The organism is Limimaricola hongkongensis DSM 17492, assembly GCF_000600975.2.
GTDB classification, from domain to species: domain Bacteria; phylum Pseudomonadota; class Alphaproteobacteria; order Rhodobacterales; family Rhodobacteraceae; genus Limimaricola; species Limimaricola hongkongensis.
In genome coordinates, this window is record NZ_KK088650.1 from 416,461 (window position 1) to 438,335 (window position 21,875).

General features: G+C 70.3%; 19 protein-coding genes and 1 riboswitch. Of the genes, 16 read left to right on the forward strand and 3 right to left on the reverse strand.

Going from position 1 to position 21,875, the window contains the following annotated elements; all coding sequences use genetic code 11:
• Genes LOKHON_RS06645 through LOKHON_RS06675 form a run of 6 tightly spaced genes read left to right on the forward strand, consistent with a single transcriptional unit; the run spans nt 1 to nt 6,708 of the window.
• Nucleotides 1-432, forward strand: a complete 432-nt coding sequence (locus LOKHON_RS06645; protein ID WP_017928480.1) for a PaaI family thioesterase — start codon at nt 1-3, stop codon at nt 430-432.
• Nucleotides 429-2,237, forward strand: coding sequence for a nitronate monooxygenase (locus tag LOKHON_RS16635; RefSeq protein ID WP_342670094.1), 1,809 nt, complete (start codon nt 429-431; stop codon nt 2,235-2,237). Before LOKHON_RS06645 ends, LOKHON_RS16635 begins: the two co-directional genes overlap by 4 nt.
• Entirely contained in the window at nt 2,234-3,796 is a 1,563-nt protein-coding gene (locus tag LOKHON_RS06660; RefSeq protein WP_017928483.1) for a class I adenylate-forming enzyme family protein, read from the forward strand. Before LOKHON_RS16635 ends, LOKHON_RS06660 begins: the two co-directional genes overlap by 4 nt.
• Nucleotide 3,797: 1 nt before the next feature.
• Nucleotides 3,798-5,009, forward strand: coding sequence for an acyl-CoA dehydrogenase (locus tag LOKHON_RS06665; RefSeq protein ID WP_017928484.1), 1,212 nt, complete (start codon nt 3,798-3,800; stop codon nt 5,007-5,009).
• Between the two features lie 14 nt (nt 5,010-5,023).
• On the forward strand, nt 5,024-5,782 hold the full coding sequence (locus tag LOKHON_RS06670; protein ID WP_017928485.1) for an electron transfer flavoprotein subunit beta/FixA family protein: 759 nt from the start codon (nt 5,024-5,026) through the stop codon (nt 5,780-5,782).
• Nucleotides 5,782-6,708: an electron transfer flavoprotein subunit alpha/FixB family protein gene (locus LOKHON_RS06675; protein ID WP_017929528.1), complete on the forward strand. Its 927-nt coding sequence runs from the start codon at nt 5,782-5,784 to the stop codon at nt 6,706-6,708. The genes LOKHON_RS06670 and LOKHON_RS06675 overlap by 1 nt, the downstream gene beginning before the upstream one ends.
• 122 nt (nt 6,709-6,830) lie before the next feature.
• On the opposite strand, the gene LOKHON_RS06680 is transcribed toward LOKHON_RS06675, so the two are convergent.
• The gene (locus LOKHON_RS06680; protein ID WP_017928839.1) at nt 6,831-8,045 is read right to left on the reverse strand and encodes an AGE family epimerase/isomerase; all 1,215 of its coding nucleotides are present in this window, start codon (nt 8,043-8,045) and stop codon (nt 6,831-6,833) included.
• A gap of 15 nt (nt 8,046-8,060) precedes the next feature.
• On the reverse strand, nt 8,061-9,071 hold the full coding sequence (locus LOKHON_RS06685) for a LacI family DNA-binding transcriptional regulator (RefSeq protein ID WP_162561765.1): 1,011 nt from the start codon (nt 9,069-9,071) through the stop codon (nt 8,061-8,063).
• 123 nt (nt 9,072-9,194) lie between these two features.
• Here LOKHON_RS06685 and LOKHON_RS06690 point away from each other — a divergent pair, with 123 nt between their 5' ends.
• The 10 genes from LOKHON_RS06690 (at nt 9,195) to LOKHON_RS06735 (ending at nt 21,529) form a co-directional block, all read left to right on the forward strand.
• Nucleotides 9,195-10,472: a glycerate kinase type-2 family protein gene (locus LOKHON_RS06690; protein WP_017928841.1), complete on the forward strand. Its 1,278-nt coding sequence runs from the start codon at nt 9,195-9,197 to the stop codon at nt 10,470-10,472.
• A gap of 159 nt (nt 10,473-10,631) precedes the next feature.
• On the forward strand, nt 10,632-11,732 hold the full coding sequence (locus LOKHON_RS06695; protein ID WP_026147526.1) for a LacI family DNA-binding transcriptional regulator: 1,101 nt from the start codon (nt 10,632-10,634) through the stop codon (nt 11,730-11,732).
• A 23-nt stretch (nt 11,733-11,755) separates the two neighbouring features.
• Nucleotides 11,756-13,108 carry an ABC transporter substrate-binding protein gene (locus LOKHON_RS06700; protein WP_017928843.1) on the forward strand — a complete coding sequence of 451 codons (1,353 nt, stop codon included), beginning with the start codon at nt 11,756-11,758 and terminating at the stop codon, nt 13,106-13,108.
• 96 nt (nt 13,109-13,204) lie between these two features.
• The gene (locus LOKHON_RS06705; RefSeq protein ID WP_017928844.1) at nt 13,205-14,509 is read left to right on the forward strand and encodes a sugar ABC transporter permease; all 1,305 of its coding nucleotides are present in this window, start codon (nt 13,205-13,207) and stop codon (nt 14,507-14,509) included.
• Nucleotides 14,506-15,714, forward strand: coding sequence for a carbohydrate ABC transporter permease (locus LOKHON_RS06710; protein WP_017928845.1), 1,209 nt, complete (start codon nt 14,506-14,508; stop codon nt 15,712-15,714). Before LOKHON_RS06705 ends, LOKHON_RS06710 begins: the two co-directional genes overlap by 4 nt.
• A gap of 5 nt (nt 15,715-15,719) precedes the next feature.
• The gene (locus tag LOKHON_RS06715) at nt 15,720-16,994 is read left to right on the forward strand and encodes an MGH1-like glycoside hydrolase domain-containing protein (RefSeq protein WP_017928846.1); all 1,275 of its coding nucleotides are present in this window, start codon (nt 15,720-15,722) and stop codon (nt 16,992-16,994) included.
• The gene (locus tag LOKHON_RS06720; RefSeq protein WP_017928847.1) at nt 16,994-18,046 is read left to right on the forward strand and encodes an ABC transporter ATP-binding protein; all 1,053 of its coding nucleotides are present in this window, start codon (nt 16,994-16,996) and stop codon (nt 18,044-18,046) included. Before LOKHON_RS06715 ends, LOKHON_RS06720 begins: the two co-directional genes overlap by 1 nt.
• 307 nt (nt 18,047-18,353) lie before the next feature.
• Nucleotides 18,354-18,570: riboswitch (cobalamin riboswitch) on the forward strand.
• A gap of 265 nt (nt 18,571-18,835) precedes the next feature.
• The gene (locus LOKHON_RS06725) at nt 18,836-19,768 is read left to right on the forward strand and encodes an ABC transporter substrate-binding protein (protein ID WP_017928848.1); all 933 of its coding nucleotides are present in this window, start codon (nt 18,836-18,838) and stop codon (nt 19,766-19,768) included.
• Nucleotides 19,765-20,775, forward strand: a complete 1,011-nt coding sequence (locus LOKHON_RS06730; RefSeq protein ID WP_017928849.1) for a FecCD family ABC transporter permease — start codon at nt 19,765-19,767, stop codon at nt 20,773-20,775. Before LOKHON_RS06725 ends, LOKHON_RS06730 begins: the two co-directional genes overlap by 4 nt.
• The gene (locus tag LOKHON_RS06735) at nt 20,765-21,529 is read left to right on the forward strand and encodes an ABC transporter ATP-binding protein (protein ID WP_017928850.1); all 765 of its coding nucleotides are present in this window, start codon (nt 20,765-20,767) and stop codon (nt 21,527-21,529) included. The genes LOKHON_RS06730 and LOKHON_RS06735 overlap by 11 nt, the downstream gene beginning before the upstream one ends.
• On the opposite strand, the gene LOKHON_RS15635 is transcribed toward LOKHON_RS06735, so the two are convergent.
• Complete coding sequence (locus tag LOKHON_RS15635; RefSeq protein ID WP_342670095.1) at nt 21,432-21,785, reverse strand: DUF6525 family protein; 354 nt, start codon at nt 21,783-21,785, stop codon at nt 21,432-21,434. The genes LOKHON_RS06735 and LOKHON_RS15635 overlap by 98 nt on opposite strands.
• Nucleotides 21,786-21,875: the final 90 nt, after the last annotated feature.

Consider the following 21,875-nt stretch of genomic DNA (forward strand, 5'->3'; position numbering starts at 1 on the left):
ATGACCGGGGAGGGGATCATCGAAGGTGAGACCGGCGCGCAGCGGCTCATGGGCTACGTGCTCGATGTGGGGCAGGGCGACGGGCGCGCGCGCTGCCACCTGACGGTGGGGCCGGGGCACACCAATCGGCACGGCATGCTGCATGGCGGCATCGTCGCGACGCTTCTCGACAACGCGATGGGCGCCACGGGCAGCCTGTCGCGCGATCCGGGCGGGCGTCACCCCTTTCTCACCATTTCGCTCAACACCCAGTATCTCGGCCCCGCCCGCGAAGGCGAGGCGTTGATGGCGGTGGGCCGCATCACCGGCGGCGGGCGCAAGATCATGTTCATCGAGGGCGAGCTGCGCGCCACCGCCGACAATCGCCTGGTGGCCACGGCCACCGGCGTGTTCAAGCCATTGCCGCAGCCGAAAACGGAGGGCGCGGCATGACTTTGGCACGGATCGAGGATCTCGGCGACCGGCTGGTGGTCTGGAACCTGAACGCGGCGCGGCGCGGCGCTCTGTCGCCCGACTATTACGCGGCGCTGCACGAGGCGCTGGTGCAGGCGGCCTACACGCCGCGCATCGTGGCGGTGATCCTTGCCTCCGAAGGCGGGTTCTTCTGCTCGGGCGGCGATCTCAATCTGCTGGCGACGCGGGCCGAACAGACCGAAGCCGCGCGGCGCGGCAACATCGACAAGCTGCACGACCTGATCCGCGCGGTGATCGGCTGCCCCAAGCCGGTGATCGCGGCGGTCGAGGGCGGCGCCGCCGGGGCGGGGCTGTCGCTGGCGCTGGCCTGCGATTTCACCGTCGCCGCCGACGATGCGCGCTTCACCGCCGCCTATGTGAAGGCGGGGCTGGTGCCCGATGCCGGGCTTACCCATTTCCTGTCGCGGCTGCTGCCGCGCGCCATGGCCACCCGCATGCTGCTTTTTGGGGGAGCCGGTCGGGGCGGATCGGCTGCACGCGCTCGGCGCGCTGTCCGAGCTGGCGCTCGAAGGCGGCAGCTTCGACGCGGCGATGGCGCTGGCCGACCGGCTGGGGCGCGGCCCCTCGGCCACGCAGGGCACGATCAAGGCGCTGGTGAACAGCGCCGCGACGCAGGACGTCTTCACCCAGCTCGACGCCGAACGCGATGCCATGGCGCGCGCCCAAGGCAGCCCCGAGGCGACCGAGGGCATCGGCGCCTTTCTCGACAAAAGAGCCCCCGATTTCGAAAAACTGAGGAGCGCGACATGATCGACCCGGCCTTCGATACCGCCGTCACCCGCGCCTATGGCACCCGTCTGCCGGTGGTCGCGGGCGGGCTGATGTGGCTTTCGGACGCGGCTTATGTTTCGGCCTGCGCGCGCGCCGGGATCGTGGGGTTCATCACCGCCGCGAGCTTTCCCGACCCCGAGGCCCTGCGCGCCGAGATCCGCCGCACCCGCGAGATGGCCGATGGCGGGCCGTTCGGGGTCAACGTCTCGATGCTGCCCAAGCTGGTGCCGGGCGAGCGGACCGAAGAGATCTTCGCGCTGATCGCCGATGAGGGCGTGCGCTTCGTCGAAACCTCGGGCCGCAACCCCGAGCCGTGGCTGCCGATGCTCAAGCAGGCGGGCATCACCGTGCTGCACAAGGTGCCGAGCGTGCGCTTTGCCGAAAAGGCGCAGTCGGTCGGGGTCGACATGGTGTCGATCGTCGGCGCCGAATGCGGCGGCCATCCCGGGCTCGACCTCGTCGGCAGTTTCGTGAACCTCGCGCTGGCGGAGCGGCGGCTGAAGATCCCGTTCCTGATCGGCGGCGGCGTCGGCCATGGCGGCCAGATCGTCGCGGCGCTGGCGGGCGGCGCCTCGGGCGTGGTGGTCGGCACCCGGTTTCTCGTGGCCGAGGAGGTGACGGCGCATCCCGATTACAAGCGGGCGCTGGCCGGTGCGCGCGAGACCGACACCATGCTGAGCATGTCGAGCGTGCGCAACACGATCCGCACGCTGAGAAACGAGACCTCGGAAACGGTGGCGCGGATGGAGGCCGAGAACCCCGAGATCGGGATCGAGGCGCTGATGCCGCATGTCGCGGGCCGGATCGGGCGGCAGGCCTACGAGACCGGCGACGTGTCGCGCGGCATGCTCTCGGCCGGGCAGGCGCTCGGGCTGACGGGGGAAATCGCACCGCTGGCGCGGATCGTCGGCGGTCTGGAGGAGGAGGCGCGGGTGGCGCTGGCGCGGCTGCGCCCGGCGCCCGCGCGGATGCAGGAGGAAATCGCGGTATGACGAGCGCGAAGATGGCCCCGGCGCCGCAGGCCGGAGAGACGGCGCGGCGCATCCACGAGCTGATCGGGTGGCAGGCCGCCCGGCGCGGCGCCGCCCCCGGCCTCGTCGATTGCGACGGGCGGGTGCTGAGCCATGCCGAATACGACGCGGCCATCGCCGAGATGGCGGCGCTCTTGCGCGGGCGTGGCGTGGCGGGCGGCGACCGGGTGCTGATCGTGGCCGAGAACTGCGCCGCGACCGCGCTGGCGATCTTTGCATCCTCGCGGCTCGACGCGATCGCGGTGCCGGTCAACGCCCGCATGACCGAAGCCGAGCTCGACCGCATCACCGCCCATGCCCGTCCGCGCGCGATCCTCTATACCAGCCACGTCTCGCCCGAGGCGCGCGCCCATGCCGGGACGGCAAAGGCCGAAGAGGTCGCGACCGCCACCGGCGACATCGCCGTGGCCGCCGGGCCGGGCGGCACGTCCGAGCCGGTCGGCGCAGGCGCCGGGCAGGTCGGTGTCATCCTCTATACCACCGGCACCACGGGCGATCCCAAGGGCGTCATGCTGACCCATGCCAATCTTCTCTTCGCGGGCGCGTCGAGCGCGGCGATGCGCGGCATGCTGCCCGAGGACCGGATCTATGGCGCGCTGCCGCTGACGCATGTGTTCGGGCTTGCCTCGATGCTGATGGCCGGGGCCTCCTGCGGCGCCTGCGTGCAGCTGGAGACCCGCTTTGCCCCTGATCGGCTGCTCGCGGCGCTGAAGGATGGCACGACGATCCTTCCGGCGGTGCCGCAGATGCACGCGCTGTTGATGAAGCACACCGCCTCGCTCGGTCTCGACCGGCTGGAGGGGGCGAAGCTGCGCTATGTCTCGTCCGGCGCGGCGCCGCTCGACCCGGCGTGGAAACGCAAGGCGGAGGCGTTCTACGGGCTGCCCTTGCAGAACGGCTACGGCATGACCGAAAGCACGGCGGGCATCTGCGGCACCCGCAACCCGATCGGCACGCCCGACGTTTCGGTCGGCCCGGCGCTGCCCGGCATCGAGATCCGCATCGATCCGCAGGCGCAGGACGCCGAAGGGGTGGGCGAGATCCACACCCGCGGCCCGCATGTGATGAAGGGCTATTACCGCAACCCGGAGGCCACCGCGCAGGTGATCGACGCGAAGGGCTGGCTCAGGACCGGCGATCTGGGGAAGATCGACGCCGAGGGGCGCCTGCATGTCGTTGGCCGCTGCAAGGAGCTGATCATCCGTTCGGGCTTCAACGTCTACCCGCCCGAGGTGGAGGCGGCGCTGAACGATCACCCGCAGGTGGTGCAGGCCGCCGTGGTGGGCCGCGCGCGCGGCGGCAACGAAGAGGTGCTGGCCTTCGTGCAATGCACCGATCCCGCGCCCGCACCTGCGGCGTTGAAAGCCCATGTCTCGGAACGTCTTTCGAGTTACAAGCGGCCATCGAAGATTTTGATCGTGGACCGGCTGCCCGCGGCGGCGACCGGCAAGATCCTGAAACACAAGCTGCTCGGCACCTTTGCGGATCGCCTGGCGGCACTCGACGCGGAGGAGAATTGAGATGCCCAAGGACATGCAGGGCCACGGCCCCGAGCTCGGCCAGTTCGACTGGTCCGATCCGTTCCTGATCGAAAGCCAGCTCGATGAAGACGAGCGGATGCTGCGCGACGCGGCCCGCGCCTTTGCCGAAGACAAGCTCGCGCCGCGGGTGGCACAGGCCTACCGCGAGGAGACGGCCGATCCGTCGATCTTCCGCGAGATGGGCGAAGCCGGTCTTCTCGGCGTCACCGTCGAGGAGGAGCTCGGCGGCCTCGGCGCGAGCTACGTCACCTACGGGCTGATCGCCCGCGAGGTCGAGCGCATCGATTCTGGCTATCGCTCGATGATGTCGGTGCAATCCAGCCTCGTGATCTACCCGATCGACGCCTATGGCTCGGACGAACAGCGCAGGAAATACCTGCCGGGCCTGTGCTCGGGCGAGCTGATCGGCTGCTTCGGCCTGACCGAGCCCGATGCGGGCTCGGACCCCGCCGGCATGAAGACCGTCGCCAAGAAGACCGAGAATGGCTACCGGCTGTCGGGTTCGAAGATGTGGATCTCGAACGCGCCCTTCGCGGATGTCTTCGTGGTCTGGGCCAAGTCCGAGGCGCATGACGGCAAGATCCGCGGCTTCATCCTCGAAAAGGGCATGGAGGGGCTTTCGGCGCCGAAGATCGGCGGCAAGCTCTCCTTGCGCGCCTCGACCACCGGCGAGATCGTCATGGAGGGCGTCGAGGTCGGCGAGGACGCGCTCTTGCCGAACGTGCAGGGGCTGAAGGGCCCGTTCGGCTGTCTCAACCGCGCGCGTTACGGCATCTCGTGGGGTGCGATGGGCGCCGCCGAGGCCTGCTGGCATGCCGCGCGGCAATACGGCCTCGACCGCAAGCAGTTCAACAAGCCGCTGGCGCAGACCCAGCTGTTCCAGAAGAAGCTCGCCGACATGCAGACCGAGATCTCGCTCGGGCTTCAGGGCAGCTTGCGTCTGGGCCGGCTGATGGATGAAGGCCGCGCTTCGCCCGAGCTGGTCAGCCTGATGAAGCGCAACAATTGCGGCAAGGCGCTCGAGATCGCGCGCCATGCCCGCGACATGCATGGTGGCAACGGCATCTCCGAGGAATTCCCGGTGATGCGCCACATGATCAACCTGGAAACCGTGAACACCTATGAGGGCACGCATGACGTGCACGCGCTGATCCTGGGCCGCGCCCAGACCGGCCTTCAGGCGTTCTTCTGAGACAGGAGCAGAACATGAAAATCCTTGTCCCCGTGAAGCGGGTGATCGATTACAACGTGAAGGTCCGTGTGAAGTCGGACGGGTCCGGTGTCGATCTTGCGAATGTGAAGATGTCGATGAACCCGTTCGACGAGATCGCGGTCGAAGAGGCGATCCGGCTGAAGGAGGCGGGCATCGCCTCGGAGGTGGTCGCGGTCTCGATCGGCGTCAAGCAGGCGCAGGAGACGCTGCGCACCGCCCTGGCGATGGGCGCGGACCGGGCGATCCTCGTGCAGGCCGCCGACAGCCCCGATCAGGACATCGAGCCGCTGGCGGTGGCCAAGATCCTCGCCAAGGTCGTGGAGGAGGAGCAGCCGCAGATGGTGCTCTGCGGCAAGCAGGCGATCGACAACGACATGAACGCCACCGGCCAGATGCTTTCGGCGCTCTTGGGCTGGTCCCAGGCCACCTTCGCCTCCGAAGTGAAGATCGACGGCGAGCACGCGCAGGTCACCCGCGAGGTCGATGGCGGCCTGCAGACCATCTCGGTCAAGCTGCCGGCGATCGTGTCGGTGGATCTGCGCCTGAACGAGCCGCGCTATGCCTCTCTGCCGAACATCATGAAGGCCAAGAAGAAGCCCCTCGACGAAAAGACCGCCGCCGATTACGGCGTCGACGTCACGCCCCGGCTGGAGGTGGTGAAGACCGCCGAGCCGCCGGCGCGCAAGGCGGGGATGATGGTCGGCTCGGTCGACGAGCTGGTCGAGAAGCTCAAAGATCTGGGGGTGGTGTGATGTCGGTTCTGCTTCTTGCCGAGGTGACGGATGGCGAGCTGGGCCATGACGCCACCGCCCGCGCCGTCGCCGCGATGGCGCTGCTTGGCGACGTGACGCTTTTGTGCGTCGGGGCGAGCGCGAAGGCCGCCGCCGAGGAGGCCGCGCAGATCGACGGCGTCGCAAAGGTGCTCTGCGCCGAGGACGGGCTTTACAGCCACCGGCTGGCCGAGCCGGTCGCGGCGCTGATCGCGCAGCTGGCCGAGGGGCACGATCACGTGGCCGCGCCCGCGACCACGGACGCCAAGAACATCATGCCGCGCGTGGCCGCGCTTCTGGACGTGATGATCATCCCCGACGTGCTGGCGGTGCATGAGGACGGCAGCTTCGACCGCCCGGTCTATGCCGGCAACGCGGTGCAGACGGTGCGGTCCAGGGACGCGACCAAGGTCATCACCATCCGCACCACCGGTTTCGAGCCGGCGGGCGATGGCGGCTCGGCTTCGGTCGAGGATGTGGCGGCGGCCTCCGATCCCGGCCTGTCGGCCTGGGTCGAGGACAAGCTCGCCGAGAGCGACCGGCCCGAGCTGACCAGCGCGGGCATCGTGGTGTCGGGCGGGCGCGGCGTCGGCTCGGAGGAGAACTTCGCGCTGATCGAGACGCTGGCCGACAAGCTCGGCGCCGCCGTCGGCGCGTCGCGTGCCGCGGTCGATTCGGGCTTTGCGCCGAACGACTGGCAGGTCGGCCAGACCGGCAAGGTGGTGGCGCCCGCGCTTTACGTCGCGGTCGGCATTTCCGGCGCGATCCAGCATCTGGCGGGCATGAAGGACAGCAAGGTCATCGTGGCGATCAACAAGGACGAGGAGGCGCCGATCTTCCAGGTGGCCGATTACGGCCTCGTCGCCGACCTGTTCACCGCGCTGCCCGAGCTGACCGAAAAGCTCTGACGCCGCACGACGTCAAACCGAGGCCCGGCGCGGACCCCCCGCGCCGGGCCTTTTCGTGCCCGCGTCATGGCCACTTTGTTCCCCAAAATACGCAAACCGACCGGCCAGCCACGGGGGCGGCGTCAGGCCTTCATGCGCTGCGCCGTGAGGCTGCCGGTCATCGGCCCGAGCGGGATCAGGCAGGCCTGCAGGGCGTGGTAGAGGTCTGGCTTGCCGAAGAACGGGTTTGACGAGGGCCGCCCTTGCGCGTCGATCTGCGGATGCCAGCCGCCGTTTTCGCGGTCGATGAACTGCGCGGCCGCGACATCCCAGAAGCGGCGATACCAGGTCTCGTACAGCGGATCGCCGTCGAGCTCGGACAGCGCGTGGGCCGCGCCGATGCCTTCGCAGACCGGCCACCAGTAGCGTTCGGCGATGGCCGGGCGGTCGTCCCAGCCCAGCGTGTAATAGAGCCCGCCCTTGTCCGTATCCCAGCCATCGGTCACGGCGCGATCGAACAGCGCGCGCGCCGCTTCGGGCATCCAGCCGAGGCGGCGGCCACCGGTCTGGTGGAGCTGCACGAGAAGCCGCGCCCATTCGAGCGAATGGCCCGGCGTCAGCCCGGCGGGGCGGAACATCGGGTCGCCGTCATAGCCGCGATCGACGCTCCAGTCGGCGTGGAAATGCTCGGCCAGCCGCCAGCCGTTCTCGCGGGCGCGGCGGTTCACGATCAGCTCGGCGATCCGCTCGGCCATCTCAAGGTGCCGGGTATCGCCGGTGGCTTCGTATGCGGCCATCAGCGCCTCGGTCAGGTGCATGTTGCAGTTCTGGCCGCGATAGGGCTCGGTCTCGCGCCACTCGGCGTCGAAACCTTCGCGGATGGCGCCGGGCTCTTCTTCCCAGAACCGCTCCCGGATCAGCTGCGTCACGTCGTCGAGCAGGCGCTGCGCGTCCGGGTGCCCGGCCATCCTGGCGCTGGCGGCGGCGAGCAGGACGAAGGCGTGGCCATAGCCGGTCAGCCGCGGATCGGGCACGGCGTCGGCGGTCACGCCCCAGGCATAGCCGCCGTTCGGCTGGCGGTGCCGGTTCCACAGGAAACGCATGCCGTGATCGACCATGGCCATGGCGCCGGGGCGGCCCATCAGCGCGGCGATGGCGTAGCAATGCACCATGCGGGTGGTGGCGTGGATTTCGCGCAAGGGATCGTCGCGCAGGGCGCGCCCCGCCGTGTCGAGCGCGAAGAACCCGCCCGCCGGGTCGAGGCTTTCGGCTTCGAACAGGCGCAGCAGGTCGTCCGCCTCGCGGGCGAGCCAGTCGCGGTGGTCGGGCAGGGTGGTCCATCGTGTCGTCTGGGGCATCGGGGTCTCCGGGAATCAATGCGGCGGGGGCGGGGCGGTGGTGTCGCGGATCACGAGCGTGGCCTCGACATGCCGGGTGACGGGGGCGGCGGCGGGATCGGCAAGCCGGGCCAGCAGGCGGTCGGCCAACAGGCATCCGAGATCGTAGGGCGCGACCGACAGCGTCGTCAGCGCAGGCGTGGCAAGCGCGGCGTCGGCCACGTCGTCAAAGCCGATCACCGAGATTTCGCGCCCCGCCATCTCGCCCCGGCGGGCGAGGCCGAGGCAGGCGCCGAGCGCGACCATGTCGCCGTTGCAGACCACCGCCGTCACGTCGGGCCGCGTCTCGCGCAGGGCCAGCATGGCGGCGAGCCCGGCGGGTTTGCTGTCGTCGCAGGGCAGCACATGCGGCGGGCCGAGGCGATGCGCCGCGAGGGCCCGCGCATAGCCATCGATCCGCTCGGAACGCGGCGCGCGCGGCGTGGTGCCGCCGAGAAAGGCGATGTGGCGATGCCCCAGCCGGGCAAGGTGATCCACCGCGCGGCCCAGCGCCGCGGCGTCGCGCAGCCCGACATGGTCGAACCCCTCGCTCACCCGGTGCAGCAGCGTCACCACCGGCAACCGCTGCGCCGTCAGCAGGTCGAGCGTCGCGGCATCGGTGCCGCTGGCGGGCACCCAGATCAGCCCGCCGCGCCGGTTGCCGATCAGCGCGCGCAGGTTGCGCGTCTGCCGGTCGGCATCGTCGCGCGAATCGAGCACCGAGACGAGATGCCCGTCCCGTTCGAGCCGGTCGCTGACGCCGCTGATGAGCTCGGCGTTGAACGGGTTGGCGAGGTGGTGCAGCACGAGCCCGATTTCATGGTTTTCGCCCGAGCGCAGCGCCGCGGCGCGCCTGTCGGGCAGGTAATTGACCGCGCGGACCGCCGCGAGCACGCGTTCGCGCGTCCGGGCGGAAATCCGGCCCGTGCCGCGCAGCACCTGGCTGACCGTGGCGGTGGAGACGCCCGCGGCGGCGGCCACTGTGCTGAGCTTGGGGCGTTCGGCCATGATCATGGTTCCGCAAGGGCAACAACCTGTTTCCACCTCCCTGATACAACGTTATACCAAAACGGCGCAACGCCTGTCTGCCGCGGCGTGACGCGCTTGGCCCATCGTCAGGGAGGAGTTCCGATGACGCCCGTTTCCACGCCCGCCGCCGATCCTGGCGGTTTTCTCGAAAGCTTGTTCGCCGCCGCCGTGGCGCGGGCCGATCCGATGCAGGTGATGGCCGCGCATCTGCCGCCGCGCCCGGAGGGGCGGCTCGTGGTGATCGGCGCCGGCAAGGCCAGCGCCCGCATGGCCGAGGCGGTGGAGGCGGTCTGGGGCCCCTGCGAGGGTCTGGTGCTGACGCGCTATGGCTATGCGCGCCCCTGCGCGGGCATCGAGATCGTCGAGGCGGCGCATCCGGTGCCGGACCAAGCCGGGCTCGAGGCCACGGCGCGGCTTCTCGATCTCGTCGAGGGGCTGGGGCCCGCGGACACGGTGCTGGCGCTGATCTCGGGCGGCGGTTCGGCGCTGCTTTGCGCCCCGCCCGAGGGCGTGACGCTCGAGGACAAGCAGGCGGTGAACAGGGCGCTTCTGGCCTCTGGTGCGCCGATTTCGGCGATGAACGTGGTGCGCAAGCAGCTCAGCCGGGTGAAGGGCGGGCGGCTCGGGGCGGCCTGCGCGCCGGCGCGGCTTTTGACGCTGGTGATCTCGGACGTGCCCGGCGACGACCCGGCGGAAATCGCCTCGGGTCCGACGGTGGCCGATGCCAGCACGCCCGAACAGGCGCGCGCGATCCTCGATCGCTGGACCATCGCGGTGCCGGCTTCGGTCCGCGCGGCGCTGTCCGCTGGGGTCGAGCCGGTGCGGCCCGGCGACCCCCGGCTCGCGCGGGCCGACACCCGGATCGTCGCGGCGCCGTCGCAATCGCTGGAGGCCGCCGCCGAACTGGCGCGGCAGGCGGGCTGCGAGGTGCGCCTTCTGGGCGACGCGATCGAGGGCGAGGCGCGCGACCTGGCCCGCGCGCAGGCCGCGCAGGCGCGCGAGATCGCCGCCGCCATGGCGCCGGGCGCCGCGCCGGTGCTGCTGTTGTCGGGGGGCGAATGCACGGTGACGCGGCGCGGCGACGGAACGGGCGGCCCGAACGCCGAATTCGCGCTCGCCGCCGCGATCGCGCTGGACGGCGATCCGCGCATTCACGTGCTGGCCTGCGATACCGACGGCGTGGATGGCGCCGCCGAGGTGGCGGGGGGCCGGGCCGGGCCGGACACGCTCGAGCGGGCGGGCCGCGCGGCGGCGCAAGCGGCGCTCGACGACAATGACGCGCATGGCTTCTTCGAGCGCGTGGGCGGCCAGGTGGTCACAGGGCCGACGCTGACCAATGTGAATGATTTCAGGGCCGTCTTGATCCTGCCCGGGGCCTGAACCGGGGGGGCTCCGGCGCGGCGGGGCAAGGCGCCCCTCCCGACCGGTTCCGGCCCGCGCATGCCGCGCCGCGGCGAAGGCCGGCGCGTGATGTAACGAAATATCGTTTGCCGAAACCGGTTTCGGAAACGAGCTTCGAATCAAGGGAGATTCGACGCAATGCAAAGGACCGAGGATCTGGCGGGGGCCGGTATGCGCCGGGGGCGGGTGACGATCACCCAGCTCTCCGAGGCGCTCGGGCTGAACAAGAGCACGGTGAGCCGCGCGCTCAACGGCTATGCCGACATTTCCGAGGGCACCCGGCTTCGGGTGCGGCGCCGGGCCGAAACCATGGGCTATCGCCCGCTCAGCCACGCGCAGGCGATCCGCACCGGGCGGGTGCAGGCGCTCGGGCTGGTGATCCAGATCGGCGACCACGATTCGCAGCGCCCCTTTCTCGCCGATTTCCTGGCCGGGATCTCCGCCACGGCGAGCGCCGAGGGCTGGACCCTGACCGTGGCCACCGCCGACAGCGAGGCGGACGCGGTGCGCACCATGGAGCAGCTGGTCGAGGACCGGAAGGCCGACGGCTTCATCCTGCCGCGCACCATGTCGCGGGACATGCGCGTGGCCTTGCTGCGCGCGCGCGACGTGCCTTTCGTGATGTTCGGCCGCACCGCCGAGCCCGAGGGCTGCGCCTGGTTCGACGTGCTGGGCGAAGACGCGATGCGCGACGCGGTGGTGCATCTGGCGGGGCTTGGCCATCGCCGCATCGCCTTCGTGAATGGCGGCGCGCTCTACAATTACAGCCGGGTGCGGCTCGAAGGCTACCGCGCCGGGCTTGCCCGCGCGGGGCTCGATGAGGACGCTGCGCTGATCCGGGAAGACGCGTTGCGCACCGAGGACGGGGCGCGGGAGACGCGGGCGCTGCTGGCGCTGCCGTCGCCGCCCACGGCGGTGGTCTTTGCCATCGATCACGCGGCGCTGGGCCTCTACCGGGTCTGCGCCGAAAAGGGGCTCGCCGTCGGGCGGGATCTTTCGGTGATCAGCTATGACGGCGTGCCCGACGGCGCCTATGCCGAACCGCCATTGTCGTCCTTTACCGTCGACACCCGGGCGGCGGGGCAGCGGCTGGCCCGGCTGCTGATCGCCCGGATCAGGGGGGCCGCGCCCGAAACACTGCGCGAAACGGCGCCCGCGACCTTCGCCGATCGCGGATCGGCCGGGCCGCCGCGCCTGACCAGCGCGGCGCTGGCGGCGCGGCTGTCGCAGACATCATGACATCTACCAAGGGAGGAGAGACCATGACCACGACCCACAAGACACGCCTTCTGGCGGGCGCGGCGCTGATCGCGCTGGGCGCCGGGGCGGCGCAGGCCGAGAACCTGCGCTTTTGGACCACCGAGGAACAGCCCGAGCGGCTCGCCGCGCAGCAGGAGCTGGCCGCCGAGTTCGAGGCCGCCTCGGGCCACAGCGTCGAGGTGATCCCGGTCACCGAGAGCGATCTCGGGACCCGCGCCACCGCCGCCTACGCGGCGGGCGACCTGCCGGACGTGATCTATCACACGCTGCAATACGCGCTGCCCTGGGTCGAGGCGGGCATTCTCGACATCGACGCCGCGACCGACGTGATCGAGAATCTCGGCGGGGACACCTTCGCCCCCGGCGCGCTGGAGATGGCCGCGCTCGAGGGCGGCGGCTATGCCAGCGTCCCGGTCGATGGCTGGACCCAGATGATCATCTACCGCAAGGATCTGTTCGACGAGGCCGGGCTCGAGGCGCCGTCCTCCTTCGACGCGGTGCGCGCGGCGATCGAGGCGCTGCACAATCCGCCCGAGATGTACGGCTTCGTCGCCGCCACCAAGGTCGACGAGAACTTCATGAGCCAGGTGCTCGAGCACGTGTTCCTCGCCAATGGCGTCTCGCCGGTCGGCGCGGACGGCGCGCAGCCGCTCGACGAGGCGGCGACGACCGAGGTGCTCGAATTCTACAAGGCGATCGCCGAAGCCTCGCCGCCGGGCGAGCTGTACTGGGACCAGTCGCGCAGCCTGTATTTCTCGGGCGACGCGGCGATGATCATCTGGTCGCCCTTCATCCTCGACGAGCTGGCGGGCCTGCGCGACAGCAACCCGCCGACCATCAATGATGACCCGACCTCGCCCGAGCTGGCCTCGAAGACCGGCATCGTCACCAATTTCTCGGGCCCCTCGAACCCCGACGGCGCGGCCTGGGCCGACATCCGCTATTTCGGCATCACCAACGACGCGGCGACCGATGCGGCGATGGAGTTCGTCGAGTTCTCGATGAACGAGGGCTACACCAAGACGCTGTCGATCGCGCCCGAGGGCAAGTTCCCGGTGCGGCGCGGCACCGCCGACAACCCGACCGCGTTCCTCGACGACTGGGCCGGGCTGCCGATGGGCGTCGACCGCAAGAAGCCGATGGCCGAGCTCTACGACCAGGCGATGATCGACGAGATCGTCGGCGGGCTCGACGTGGCCAAGCGCTGGGGCGTCGAGGAGGGGCAGCTGGCGCTGGCGTCCAAGATGATCAACAGCCAGGCGATCAACCGCGTCGTGCGCCAGTATATCGACGGGCAGATCGACGCGCCCGCCGCCGTGCAGGCAATGAACGACGAGCTGGCCGCGATCCAGTGATCGCGGCCCGGCGGCCCTTCGCGTCCCTCCCCGCGAGGGGCCGCCCCCCACGCCCCAAGGCTCCCTTTCCCATCCGCCATCCGCGAGGACCGGACCATGACCGCCCAGACCCCACGACGTGGGCCTGTTCCGCTCGACCATAGCAAAGGTCGGAACGCGCCCGCCCCACGGCCCCCCAAGGGCCGCAACCCGCTCGAACGCCGCGAGGCGCGGCTGGCCTGGGGGCTCTTGCTGCCCACGATCGCCGCCGTGACCCTCGTGGTGGTTCTGCCGCTCATGGCGATCTTCTGGATCAGCGTGAAGCCGGTCGGGCTCGCCGATCTGCGCCCGCCCGCGCCGATCGCCAGCGAAGACCTGCGCGGCCGCCCCGAGGCGGTGGGCGACGACGCCACGCTGCGCTACCGGCTGCGCAATTCCAGCCAGGACCAGCCGATCACCGGCGTGGTTCTGACCGACACGCTGCCAGAGGGGCTGGAGATCGGCGAACTCGACCCGCGCTGCGCGCTCGACGGCCTCGCCCTGACCTGCGACCTGGGCGATTTCGAAGGCGGCCACCGCGAGACGATCGAGATCCCCGTCACCATCGGGCAGGCCTTTGCCGATGCCGGGATGGCGCTGCCCGACAGCCCGCCGGGCCTGACGGGGCGGGCCTCCAACGTGCTGACCTCGGACGAGTTCACTCTCGACAACTTCGCCCGCATCTTCGATGGCGGCGAATTCTGGGGCGTGCTCTGGGTGACGCTGGTCTACACCGTCTTCGGCACCATCGGCGCGCTGCTGTTCGGCCTCTTCGCGGCGCTGCTTCTGGACAAGTCGTTCAAGGGGCAGGGCGTGCTGCGCGGGCTTTACCTGTTTCCCTATGTCGCGCCGGTGATCGCCGTCGCCTTCACCTGGATCATCCTGTTCGACCCCTTTTCGGGCTCGGCCAACGCATTGCTGATCCAGATGGGCGTGACGACCGAGGCGATCAACTTCTTCGGCCAGCGCCCGCTCGCGCTGATCATGGTGATCCTGTTCGAGGTCTGGCGCTATTTCCCGCTGTCGTTCCTGTTCATCCTCGCCCGGATGCAGTCGATCGACAGCGACATGTTCGAAGCCGCCGACATGGACGGCGCCAGCCCGTTCCAGCAGTTCTGGTATCTGTCGATGCCGCAGCTCCTGGGCATCCTGTCGGTGCTGTTCCTGCTGCGCTTCATCTGGACCTTCAACAAGTTCGACGACATTTTCCTGCTCACCGGGGGCAACGCCGGCACCCGCACCCTCACCGTCAACGTCTATGAACAGGCTTTCGCCGTCTCCAACATCGGCGCGGGCGCTGCCGTGGCCGTGGTGATCTTCGGCTGCCTGCTGGCCTTCAGCTTCCTGTTCTTCCGCTTCATCAGCCAGGAGGAGGGGCTATGAGCATGATCCGTCACGGATATGTCGCGGGGCCGCTGCTGGGGCTCCTCTGGGCGCTGGTGATCGCCACCACCGTCGCGGTCGCCTTCTCCTTCGCCACCGGCGGGGCGTTTCGCCCCGGCGGGATCGGGTCGGCGCTTCTGGGCGCGGGTCTGGGCGCGCTTGCCGTGGCCGCGCCGCGGCTCGCGGGGCCGGTGGGTCTCGTCCTCGGGGCGGCGCTCGCGCTCACCCCGCTTGCCCCGGTCGTCACCGGCGCCGACGTGGCCGTCTGGCTGGCGCTTCTGGCGGGCGGAACGATGGGCGCGGCCACCGGCTGGCCCATCGCCGCGATGATGGCGGAGTGCCGGACCGGCGCGCTCACCCGGCACGAATTCGAGGGCGCGGTGATCCGGTTTCTCACCGGCTTCGGCTACATCTTCTTCACCGCGATCGTCGCCATCCCCTTCTACGTGATGGTGATGACCTCGCTGAAGAACCAGTCCGAGCTGATCCGCAACCCGCTCGACTTCTCGATCGATCTCTCCAAGGGCTGGGACCTGTTTCGCAGCTATTCCGAGCTGTTCGGCCAGTTCAACTTCGGCAGCTACCTGTGGACCTCGTTCCTCGTCTCGGTGCTGACCGTGGCGATCACGCTTCTCTTCGCGGTGCCGGGCGCCTACGCGGTGGCGCGGCTGCGCTTCACCGGCCGGGCGGCGATCTCGCGCTCGATCCTGCTGATCTACATGGTGCCGATGATCGTTCTGGCGCTGCCGATCTACATCGCCTTCTCGATGCTCGGCCTGCGCAACTCGATCTTCGGCATCGTCATGATCTACCCGGTCACGACCATCCCGGTCGCGCTCTACATGCTGCAAGGCTACTTCCGGGGGCTTCCGGCCGAGATCGAGGAAGCCGGGCTGATGGACGGGCTGAGCCGTCTGGCGGTGATCTGGAAGATCACCCTGCCGCTGTCGATGCCGGCGATGGCGAGCGTGTCGCTCTATGTCTTCATGATCGCGTGGAACGAGTTCCTGCTCGCCTTCATGCTGCTCGACGACCCGTCGAAATTCACCCTGACCCGCGGCATCGCCGCGCTCAACTCCTCCGAAATCCCGCGCCAGCACCTGATGGCCGGTTCCGTGATCGCCACGGTGCCGATCATGGCGCTGTTTCTCGGGCTCGAACGCTTCATGACCAAAGGCCTCACCGCAGGCTCCGTCAAAGGATGACTTTCATGACCACTCATCGCATCTCTTCCGCGCTGGACGATCAGGCCCGCGCCATCCTGCAAGGCAACGACCGCGGCGGCTATACCATTCCGACCGACGGGCTCTATCCCTACCAGTGGAACTGGGACAGCGCCTTCGCGGCCTGGGGCTTTTCGACCTTCGACCTGGACCGCGCCTGGACCGAGCTGGAGACGCTGTTCTCGGCGCAGTGGGATGACGGCATGGTGCCGCACATCATCTTCCACAAGCAGGATCCGGGCTATTTCCCCGGTCCCGAGGTCTGGGGCACGAACAAGACGCCCGCCACCTCCGGCATCAGCCAGCCGCCCGTCGCCGCGACCATGGCGCGGCTGATCCTCCAGGCCGACCCCGAGGCCGGGCGCGAGCGGATCGCGGCGCTCTGGCCCAAGATCGTCGCGTGGCATCGCTGGTGGCGCGACTATCGCTGCGGCACGGGCGTGGTGGCGATCACCCATCCGTGGGAGTCGGGGCGCGACAACTGCCCCGACTGGGACATCGGCATGGCGGGCGTCGACGGCTCGAATGTGGGCGAATACACCCGTCGCGACACCGGTCATGTCGATCCCTCGATGCGACCCGGCAAGGCGGAATACGACCGCTACATCGCCATGGTGCAGTTCGGGCGCGCCTGCGGCTGGGACCAGCGCGAAATCGTGGCGAACGGCCCGTTCCTGATGGAAGACCCCGGCATCACCTTCATCCTGACGCGGGCCAATGACGATCTCGCGGCGATGGGCCGCGATCTGGGCCACGACGTCTCCGAGATCGAGGGCTGGGCCGCCGATCTGCGCGCCGCGGCGCCCAGGCTGTGGAACCCCGAAACCCGCGGCTTCGACGCCCGCGATCTGAAGACCGGGCGCTTTGCCGACCGCATCGCCTCGGCCGCCTTCCTCGCCTATCTCGCGGGGGTGGAGACGCCCGAGCTGGCCGCCCGCATGGACGGGATCTGGGACGCGGTGCGCTATGGCTTTCCCTCGGCCGACCCGGCTGCGGACAGCTTCGAGCCGCGCCGCTACTGGCGCGGGCCGAGCTGGCCGGTGGTCAACGCGCTCCTGGCGATCGGCCTGAAGGATCGCGGGCTCGACGCCGCCGCCGAACGGCTGCGCCGCGAAACCGCCGAGCTGATCGAGGCGCATGGCTTCTTCGAGTATTTCGATCCCATCGACGGCACGCCCTGCGGCGGCGATGCCTTCACCTGGACGGCGGCGATCTGGCTCACCTGGGCGGGCGCGGACGATCCTGCGAAAGGAGCTGCGTGATGGCGTCCATCGAGCTGAAAGGAGTCGAGAAATGGTTCGGCGAGGTGCAGGTCATCAAGGGCGTGGATCTCGCCATCGAAGAGGGCGAGTTCGTCATCTTCGTCGGCCCCTCGGGCTGCGGCAAATCCACGCTGTTGCGGATGATCGCCGGGCTCGAGGGCACCTCGCGCGGGCAGATCATGGTCGGCGGGCGCGACGCCACCGCCGAGCCGCCCTCCAAGCGCGGGCTGGCCATGGTGTTCCAGTCCTACGCGCTCTACCCGCACATGTCGGTGGCCGAGAACATGGGCTTTTCGCTCAAGGCCGCCGGGGTCAAACCCGATGAACGCGCGCGCCAGGTGGCCGAGGCGGCCCGCGTGCTCCGGCTCGAGGAGTATCTCGACCGGCGGCCCCGCGACCTGTCGGGCGGACAGCGCCAGCGCGTCGCCATCGGCCGCTCGATCGTCCGCGACCCGACGGCGTTTCTGTTCGACGAGCCGTTGTCGAACCTGGACGCCGCGCTGCGCGTCGAGATGCGCTACGAGATCGCCAAGCTGCACCAGACGCTGAAATCGACGATGATCTACGTCACCCACGACCAGATCGAGGCGATGACGCTCGCCGACCGTATCGTCGTGCTCGAGGCGGGGCGCATCGCGCAGGTCGGCACGCCCAAGGAGCTCTACGAGCACCCGGCCAACCTCTTCGTGGCGCAGTTCATCGGCAGCCCGAAGATGAACGTGATGCCCTGCCGCACGGCGGGCGGCGAATGGCGGATCGAGGGCGGGCGCGGCGGCGCCTATCCGGGCGCGCGCGACGCGGTGACGCTCGGCATCCGGCCCGAGCACATCGCGCTTCTGCCCGAGGGCGAGGGGGCCTGCGACGGCACGGTGGACCTGCTCGAATATCTCGGCGCGGACACCTATGTGATCGTCGATTGCGGCGGCGAGGTCGGGCGGATCACGCTGCGGGTGATCGGTGGCACGGATCTGCGGCCGGGACAGCGCGTGGGTCTCGGCTTCGACGCGGAGCGGCTGCATTTCTTCGATGCCGAGGGGCAGGCCGCCCGCTGAGATCCGCGCCCGCGCCGCGCCGCCGGGCGGTCGCCGCGACCGGCGGAGACCGAAAGCAAGCGGCTCCCCCGGCGCGTCGGTGCGCCGGGGAAACGCGTGCGGCATGCGGCCGTCTTCCGCCCGGTGGTGTGGCGCGCGGAGCCGGCCCGAAACCCGGCCCGGAACCCGGCCTGTCACCGGGAACGGGACGGGCGACCGGCTGGTCCGCGACCTCCGCATCATCGCCCGCACCGGGTGCCGTTCCGGCAGCCAGCCGTCTTCAGCCGGTCGCGCAGCGCGCGGCGTCTTGACGGCAAGACCAACAGCGGCCACGGTCCCACGCGATGGTTCCCGCGCGCCGCAACAGGCGATCGGGATGAAAAGGGAACACGGTGCGGTGTAGCCATCAGGCGCCAAATCCGTGACTGCCCCCGCAACTGTAAGCGGCGAGCCCCCGGCATGACCACTGGACCGCACCGGTCCGGGAAGGGTCGGGACGGCCACGACCCGCGAGTCAGGAGACCTGCCATCGCTGTTTTGTAACCCATCGGGCGGGGTGTCCCGGGGAGGAAAGGCGATGAGCATATCGGCCGATCGGCCGCGCATCCGTCCCGGCGCCCCCAAAGGGCAGTGGCGATGCGCATCATGTTTCACCTGATTTTCGGGCCCGATCCGGGCCGGTGGCGCCTCGGGGCGACCACCCGTTGCCGCCTGCGCGGCCGGGCCGCGATGCGCCGCTTCGGTCGAAGCGCGCCGGTTCGGAAAACAGGCCGCCCCGCCCCCCGAACCCTTCATTATCGGAGCCTTCGCATGATCCCCCGCCTCCTCGCCGTGACGATTGCATTCGCCGCCCCCACCGCCTTCGCGCAGGCGGCCGAGATCGAGACCTGCCACGGCCCCCAGTCCTTCGAGACGGCGCCGACGCGCGCGATCACCCTGAACCAGCAGGCGACCGAGGTGATGCTGGCGCTGGGCCTCGAAGACCGCCTGATCGGCACCGCCTACATGGATGACGAGATCCCCGAGGCGTGGCGCGCGGCCTATGACAGCGTGCCGGTCCTGTCCGAGAAATACCCCGCGCGGGAAATCGTGCTGGCCGAGGAGCCGGACTTTCTCTTCGCGGGTTTCGGCTCGGCCTTCGGCGCGGACAATCTCGGCGCGGCCGGGGACTGGCAGGATCTCGGCATCGGGACCTATCTCGCGGACGCGTCCTGCAGCGCGCATCATCCCGAGGACGAAGCCCTTGGCATCGAGCCGGTGTTCACCGACATCGCGACGATCGGCGACATCTTCGGCGTCGAGGACCGCGCGGCGACCGTGGCGGACGAGCTGCGCGCCCGCTTCAAAGCGGTCGAGGGCGCCGCCCCCGGCGACGGCCTGACCGCCTTCCTGTTCGACAGCGGCGAGACCGCGCCCTACACCGCCGGCTGCTGCGGCGCGCCGGCGGCGCTGATGAAACAGGTCGGGCTAAAGAGCATCACCGCCGACGTCGAGGGCCACTGGGCCGAGGTGAGCTGGGAAACCATCGCCGCCGCCGCGCCCGACGTGATCGTGCTGATCGAAGCCGACTGGTCCACCGCCGAGGCCAAGCGAAGCCACATGGAAAACGACCCCGTCCTGTCGCAGCTCTCCGCCGTGCGCGAAGGCCGTTTCGTGACGGTGCCGTTCTCGCAGACCGTGCTGGGCATGCAGTTCGTCGACGGTGTCGAGACCCTCGCGGCCCAGCTCGATGCGTTGAAGTGACGTCGGCGCGCACCACGCTGCTCTGGCCGGTGTCGCTCGCGCTGCTGGGCGCTTCGATGCTGGCCGGGGTGTTCTGGGGCACCGCGGCGATCGGCTGGGCCGACCGCTGGGCGATCCTGACCGGCGATGCGGACGCGCCCCGGTCGCTGAGCCTGATCGTCTGGCAGTGGCGGCTGCCGCGCGTGCTGGCCGTCGCGCTGATCGGCGCCGGGCTGTCGCTCGCGGGGGCGCTGATGCAGACGGCGCTGCGCAACCCGCTGGCCGACCCCTACCTGATGGGCCTGTCCTCGGGTGCTTCGGCGGCGGCGGTGGCGATGATCATCTGGGCCCCGGCCTGGATCGTCGCGGCGCTGGGCGTGCCCGCCGCCGCCTTCCTCGGCGCCTGCGCGGCCTTCGCGATCACGCTGGGGCTGTCGGTGCGGCCCGGCCGGATGCTGTCGCCGCTCGTCGTCATCCTCGCCGGGGTCGCGGTGTCGCTGATGTTCCAGTCGCTGACCGCGTTCTTTCTCTATCTCGGCGACCCACAGGCCACCCGCGCCGCGCTCGGATGGCTGATGGGCACCGCGGCGGGGACCGGCTGGGGCGACCTGCCGGTGCCGCTGGTCGCCACGGCGGTCGTGGCGGCGGGCGCGCTGTGGCGGGCGGGCGACCTCGACATGCTGCTCCTGGGCGACGAGCGCGCGGCGGCGCTCGGCCTTCGGGTCGCGCCATTGCGCCTCGCGATCTTCGCCGGGGCGGCGCTGCTCACCGGGCTGTCGGTCGCGCTGGCGGGGATCGTCGGCTTCGTCGGGCTGATCGTGCCGCACATGGCGCGACTTTTGACCGGCGCGCGGCACCGGCGGCTTCTGCCGCTAGCGATGCTCTTGGGGGCGGTGGTGCTGGTCTGCGTCGACCTGCTCTGCCGCACCCTGCTCGCGCCCGAGGAGCTGCCGCTCGGCGTGCTGCTGGCGCTGTTCGCGGCGCCGCCCTTCATCTTCATCCTGCGCAGGGTCCGCGATGTCCTCTGAACCGCTGCTGCGCATCCGTGACCTGCAGGTCGAGGCCGGGGGGCTGCCGCGGGTGCACGGCGTCTCGCTCGACGTGGGCGAGGGGTGCTTTCACGGGCTGCTGGGGCCCAACGGGGCGGGCAAGACAACGGTGCTGCGCGTGCTCTACCGCGCCGCCCGCGCGCGGGCGGGCACGATCGCGCTGGCGGGGCGCCCCATGCGCGACTGGACACCGCGCGACTGGGCCCGCGCCACCGGCGCGTTGGTGCAGGAAAGCGGGTTGCTGTCGGGCCTGTCGGTCCGCGACGTGGTGGAGATCGGCCTGGCCCGGAGTGGTCTGCCGCCCGAGGCCTGCGCCGCCCGGATCGACGAGGCGCTGGCGCTGGTCGGTCTCGCCGAGCGGCAGGATCAGGACGCCTCGACGCTGTCGGGCGGCGAGCAGCAGCGCACCCACATGGCGCAGCTTCTGGCGCGCGACCCGGCGCTCTACATCCTCGACGAGCCGACCAACCATCTCGACCTGCATTACCAGCTGGTGCTGCTCGACGAGGTCAAGCGGCGCGGCCGGACGGTGCTGGCGACCTTCCACGATCTCGCCATGGCCGCGCGCTACTGCGACAGCGTCACGGTGATGGCCGATGGCCGCTCCGTCGCCTCCGGCGCGCCCGGCGCCACGCTCACGCCGGAGCTTCTGCGCCGGGTCTACAGCGTCGAGGCGCAGCTCGACGGGGCGCTGCTGCGGCTCGATGGCCCGGTGCGCCGCGATCCGCGCTGACCGCCCCGGAAAACGCCGAGAGCCGGTCACGGGACAGGGTCTTGCGTTCGGCCCGGTCGAGCCGGGCGAGGATCATGTCATCGGTCGCGCCCTCGCGCCGCGCCTTGAGCCAGATCTTCCGGCAGGAGGCGGGCGACCAGGGCAGGGCCGCCTGCGCCAGCCACGCCCGCAGCGGCGCGGGCAGCGCGTCATAGGCCCGCATCGGGTCGCCCTCGCGGCTGCGGCGGCGCAGCGTGGTGGAAAGGTTGCGGTTCATGGGATCGTCTTCGAATCTGGGGGCCGGGTTCGGGGCCGTGGCTGGGGCAGGGGCGATGGCCTCGGCCATGCCCGCGGCGCGGGCGCCGCG